At 61.5% G+C, this 6,000-nt stretch carries 3 rRNA genes; all 3 read right to left on the reverse strand.

Going from position 1 to position 6,000, the window contains the following annotated elements:
• Positions 1-694 precede the first annotated feature (694 nt).
• Positions 695-815 (reverse strand): 5S ribosomal RNA (rrf, locus tag A4H34_RS08510).
• A gap of 108 nt (positions 816-923) precedes the next feature.
• Positions 924-4,021 (reverse strand): 23S ribosomal RNA (locus A4H34_RS08515).
• A gap of 165 nt (positions 4,022-4,186) precedes the next feature.
• Positions 4,187-5,724, reverse strand: a 16S ribosomal RNA gene (locus tag A4H34_RS08520).
• The 16S, 23S and 5S rRNA genes sit together here, the layout of an rRNA operon.
• Between the last annotated feature and the right edge of the window lie 276 nt (positions 5,725-6,000).

A 6,000-nucleotide genomic window follows, 5' to 3' on the forward strand; every position in this document is an offset into this window, starting at 1 on the left:
TTCAACAGAACCGCCCTTGAGACGATCAACGAGGCCTTCGTTGAAACGAACCGGCAACGCTGCTTCAACAATCGGGGGTGCCCTCAAGCATCTCCCCAAAAAAGCGTCTTGACCCTCGGTCAGTTTGCCGGACTCGAGAACGACGTCGATCGCCTTCTATGCCCGTCTCCCCAAAACATTTTCTCACGCGCCACGGCTGGGTCGCCTTTCCATACACGGCACTGAGCTTTCTTTCCGTACTCGGCACAGTGCCAGGCCGTCTTCTCGCACTCACCTTTGAGGCGTCCTCTCAGCCGCCTTTCGACAAGCAGGGACGGGGCCTGTCTTGTCACGAAGCTTGACAGCCACGAAGCAAACGTTACGCCACCGGACAAGACATCCGAATCGCCTGCTGGACACACCTCCGATTGCTAAGGGCGCTTCTCGGGGGATTGGTCGCACAAAGCCGGGAAAATCTGTGGTTGGTGTGTTGGTTGTTTGGCGGGCGGTGTTTATGGCTGGGTTCACGCTGAGCACGCCGGCAGCCGCGTCGGCGTCTGGCGGTGTGTTGGTTGTCTGCCGCGGTGTCTGGCGGTGCGTTGTCTGCCGCGGTGTCTGGCGGGTTGGCGGCGGGGGCGGGGGCAGCCGCGTGCGTGCGGTGGCAGGCGACAAGAAAGGGGGGGCCGCTGGGCGGCCCCCCCCTTTCTTGTGGTGTGGGCGGCGGTGTCCTACTCTCCCACACCCTGGCGGGTGCAGTACCATCGGCGCTGGCAGTCTTAGCTTCCGGGTTCGGAAAGGAAAGGTCCGGGCGTGTCCCTGCCGCTATGACCGCCGCCACGCGGTCCCGGGCTGCCACACCCCTGCCCCGCGGGGGGTGTGGGGTTCGGGTATCGCATAGCGGACGCGAATCGCCCTCCCCCCAACGAATGGAGAGAGAGGAAAAGTGTGTTGGGTTGGTCGGCCCATTAGTGCCGGTCGGCTTCACTCCCTTGCGGGGCGTCCACGTCCGGTCTATCAACCCCGTCGTCTTCGGGGGGCCTTCCCACCGCGAGGGTGGTGGAGAACTCGTCTTGAAGCGGGCTTCCCGCTTAGATGCTTTCAGCGGTTATCCCTCCCGAACGTAGCCAACCAGCCGTGCTCCTGGCGGAACAACTGGCACACCAGAGGTTCGTCCGTCCCGGTCCTCTCGTACTGGGGACAGCCCTTCTCAATTCTCCTGCGCGCGCAGCGGATAGGGACCGAACTGTCTCACGACGTTCTGAACCCAGCTCGCGTACCGCTTTAATGGGCGAACAGCCCAACCCTTGGGACCTACTCCAGCCCCAGGATGCGACGAGCCGACATCGAGGTGCCAAACCATGCCGTCGATATGAACTCTTGGGCAGGATCAGCCTGTTATCCCCGGGGTACCTTTTATCCGTTGAGCGACGGCGCTTCCACACGCGACCGCCGGATCACTAGTTCCCACTTTCGTGCCTGCTCGACCTGTCAGTCTCACAGTCAAGCCCCCTTGTGCACTTGCACTCGCCACCTGATGACCAACCAGGCTGAGGGGACCTTTGAGCGCCTCCGTTACCCTTTAGGAGGCAACCGCCCCAGTTAAACTACCCACCAGGCACTGTCCCTGACCCGGATCACGGGCCGAGGTTAGGAGCCCAACACGGCCAGAGTGGTATTTCACCAGCGACTCCCCGCCCGCTAGCGCGAGCGGATCACCGTCTCCCACCTATCCTACACAAACCGCGCCGAACACCCATACCAAGCTGCAGTAAAGGTCCCGGGGTCTTTCCGTCCTGCTGCGCGAAACGAGCATCTTTACTCGTACTGCAATTTCACCGAGTTCGTGGTCGAGACAGCGGAGAAGTCGTTACGCCATTCGTGCAGGTCGGAACTTACCCGACAAGGAATTTCGCTACCTTAGGATGGTTATAGTTACCACCGCCGTTTACTGGGGCTTAACTTCCCGGCGTCACCCCCACAAAGAGGGGCTGACCGGTCCGCTTAACCTTCCAGCACCGGGCAGGCGTCAGTCCGTATACATCGCCTTGCGGCTTGGCACGGACCTGTGTTTTTGATAAACAGTCGCTTCTCCCTGGACTCTGCGGCCCCGCCACGCTCCCCGCCGCACGGACGGACCACGCGCAGGGCCCCCCTTCTCCCGAAGTTACGGGGGCATTTTGCCGAGTTCCTTGACCACGAGTCACTCGAACGCCTCGGTATACTCTACCTGACCACCTGTGTCGGTTTCGGGTACGGGCGGACAACGGCCTCGCGTCGATGCTTTTCTCGGCAGCACAGGATCACCCGCTTCCCATCAACGGTCCCCATCAGGCCTCACCCACACACCGCCGGGATTTACCACGGCGAGGGGCCACACCCTTGGCCGTGCCAAGCCATAAGACACGGACAGGCTACCTCACTGCGTCACACCTGTTACCACGCTTGCCACACCAGACAGGCACGCCCCGCNCCCGCACGCCCCCCACACCCCGAAAGGCGCAGAAACGACGCACAGGGACGACAACGCCCCACCCAGCAGACATCGGACGGCCGCCGTCCGGTACGGGAATGTCAACCCGTTGCCCATCGACTACGCCTGACGGCCTCGCCTTAGGACCCGACTAACCCAGGGCGGATCAACCTGGCCCTGGAACCCTTAGTCAATCGGCGGACGGGATTCTCACCCGCCACTCGTTACTCATGCCTGCATTCTCACTCCCACGCAGTCCACCGACGCTCACACGACGGCTTCCCCCCACGCAGGACGCTCCCCTACCCACCCCCCACACGGAGGGCGCCGCGGCTTCGGCGGTGTGCTTAAGCCCCGCTACATTGTCGGCGCATCACCACTTGACCAGTGAGCTATTACGCACTCTTTCAAGGATGGCTGCTTCTAAGCCAACCTCCTGGCTGTCACAGCAACGACACATCCTTTCCCACTTAGCACACCCTTAGGGGCCTTAACCGACGATCCGGGCTGTTTCCCTCTCGACGACGAAGCTTATCCCCCGCCGTCTCACTGCCACGCTCACACTTTGCGGCATTCGGAGTTTGGCTGACCTCAGTAACCCGGTGGGGCCCATCAGCCATCCAGTCGCTCTACCTCCGCAAAGAACCACGCAACGCTGCACCTAAATGCATTTCGGGGAGAACCAGCTATCACGGAGTTTGATTGGCCTTTCACCCCTACCCACACCTCATCCCCCGGGTTTTCAACCCCGGTGGGTCCGGGCCTCCACACGCTCTTACACGCGCTTCACCCTGGACATGGGTAGATCACCCCGCTTCGGGTCTAGAACGCACGACTGACCGCCATATTTCAGACTCGCTTTCGCTACGGCTGCCCCACACGGGTTAACCTCGCCACACGCCCCTAACTCGCAGGCTCATTCTTCAAAAGGCACGCCATCACCCCCACAACAAAGGGCTCTGACGGATTGCAGGCGCCCGGTTTCAGGCACTCTTTCACTCCCCTCCCGGGGTACTTTTCACCTTTCCCTCACGGTACTCATCCACTATCGGTCACCAAGGGTATTCAGCCTTGACAAGTGGTCTTGCCACCTTCACACGAGATTCCACGAGCCCCGTGCTACTCAGGAACACACTCAGACAGCCGCCGCGATTTCGGCTACGGGGCTCTCACCCACTCCGGCGGGCCTTCCCAGACCCTTCGCCTACCCCGACGGTTTCTCACTGCCCGGCCGCACACCGGCACGGCCACAAGCATGCCCACAACACCGCACACGCACCGCCCGGCGGCTGATACACGCACACGGTTTAGGCTCCTCCGCCTTCGCTCGCCACTACTAACGGAATATCTTCTCCAGCAGGTACTAAGATGTTTCACTTCCCCGCGTTCCCACCCGCGCGCTATGAACTTCACACACGGGCGACCAGGCACAACCCCGGCCAGGTTCCCCCATTCGGACACCCCCGGATCACCGCTCGCTTGCCAACTCCCCGAGGCTTATCGCAGACTGCCACGTCCTTCTTCGGCCCTTGATGCCCAGGCATCCACCGAACGCCCTGCACACACCCAACACACGCCGCCCCGCCCCACAACAGAACGCAGACGACGCACAACTACAAGATGCTCGCATCCGCTATACGATTCCCAAACACCACACCCACCCCACAGGCAGGCACAGGCACAGCGCCCGACAGCCTGACAGCACGCGCAGACAACACCACCACAAAAACTCCCTAGAAAGGAGGTGATCCAGCCGCACCTTCCGGTACGGCTACCTTGTTACGACTTCGTCCCAATCGCCAACCCCGCCTTCGACCGCTCCCCGCACAAGCAGAGCCACGGGCTTCGGGCGTCGCCGACTTTCGTGACGTGACGGGCGGTGTGTACAAGGCCCGAGAACGTATTCACCGCAGCGTTGCTGATCTGCGATTACTAGCGACTCCGACTTCACGGGCCCGAGTTGCAGACCCCGATCCGAACTGAGACCGGCTTTACGAGATTCGCTCCGCCTCACGGCATCGCCACCCTCTGTACCGGCCATTGTAGCATGCGTGAAGCCCAAGGCATAAGGGGCATGATGATTTGACGTCGTCCCCACCTTCCTCCGAGTTGACCCCGGCAGTCCCCCGTGAGTCCCCGCCACAACGCGCTGGCAACACGGGACAAGGGTTGCGCTCGTTGCGGGACTTAACCCAACATCTCACGACACGAGCTGACGACAACCATGCACCACCTGTGAACCGGCCCGAAGGCAGACGCGTCTCCGCGCCCTCCCGGCACATGTCAAGCCTTGGTAAGGTTCTTCGCGTTGCATCGAATTAATCCGCATGCTCCGCCGCTTGTGCGGGCCCCCGTCAATTCCTTTGAGTTTTAGCCTTGCGGCCGTACTCCCCAGGCGGGGAACTTAACGCGTTAGCTCCGGCGCAGAATCCGTGGAACAGACCCCACACCTAGTTCCCAACGTTTACAGCGTGGACTACCAGGGTATCTAATCCTGTTCGCTCCCCACGCTTTCGCTCCTCAGCGTCAGTGACGGCCCAGTGGCCTGCCTTCGCCATCGGTGTTCTTCCTGATATCTGCGCATTCCACCGCTACACCAGGAATTCCAGCCACCCCTGCCGCACTCCAGCCTGCCCGTACCCACTGCACGCGCGGAGTTGAGCCCCGCGTTTTCACAGCAGACGCGACAAGCCGCCTACGAGCCCTTTACGCCCAATAATTCCGGACAACGCTCGCGCCCTACGTATTACCGCGGCTGCTGGCACGTAGTTAGCCGGCGCTTCTTTGACGCGTACCCTCAACCCCGCCAAACGGAGCCTTGTCCCGCGCCGAAAGGGGTTTACAACCCGAAAGCCTCCATCCCCCACGCGGCGTCGCTGCATCAGGCTTGCGCCCATTGTGCAATATCCCCCACTGCTGCCTCCCGTAGGAGTCTGGGCCGTATCTCAGTCCCAGTGTGGCCGACCACCCTCTCAGGCCGGCTACCCGTCGACGCCTTGGTAGGCCGTCACCCCACCAACAAGCTGATAGGCCGCGAGCCCATCCCCCGCCGAAAAACATCTTTCCCCGCCCAGCCATGCGACCAGACAGGCACATCCGGTATTAGACCCCGTTTCCAAAGCTTATCCCGAAGCAGAGGGGCAGGTTGCCCGCGTATTACTCACCCGTTCGCCACTAATCCACACCACCACAAAGACAGCGCTTCATCGTTCGACTTGCATGTGTTAAGCACGCCGCCAGCGTTCGTCCTGAGCCAGGATCAAACTCTCCACAAAAAACAAAACATTGCAGACAGCCCAAAACAGGCCCACCAAAACCCGACCCCAAACAGGCCGGACACGCCGCCGAACCCCCAAAAAGACCCGACGACACAATCGTCATCCACACGCACTATCAAGCAATCAACCACCACACCCACACCCCGCACACACACCCCCACAGGCACACGCACAAGGAAGAAACACAACCACCGCACCCACACAACCAAGCCCGGCAGCAGACAACAACACTACACCCCCACCCCCCACCCCCACAACCCCCACCCACGTGAC

It is taken from the genome of Peptidiphaga gingivicola, from assembly GCF_001652275.1.
Classification (GTDB): domain Bacteria; phylum Actinomycetota; class Actinomycetes; order Actinomycetales; family Actinomycetaceae; genus Peptidiphaga; species Peptidiphaga gingivicola.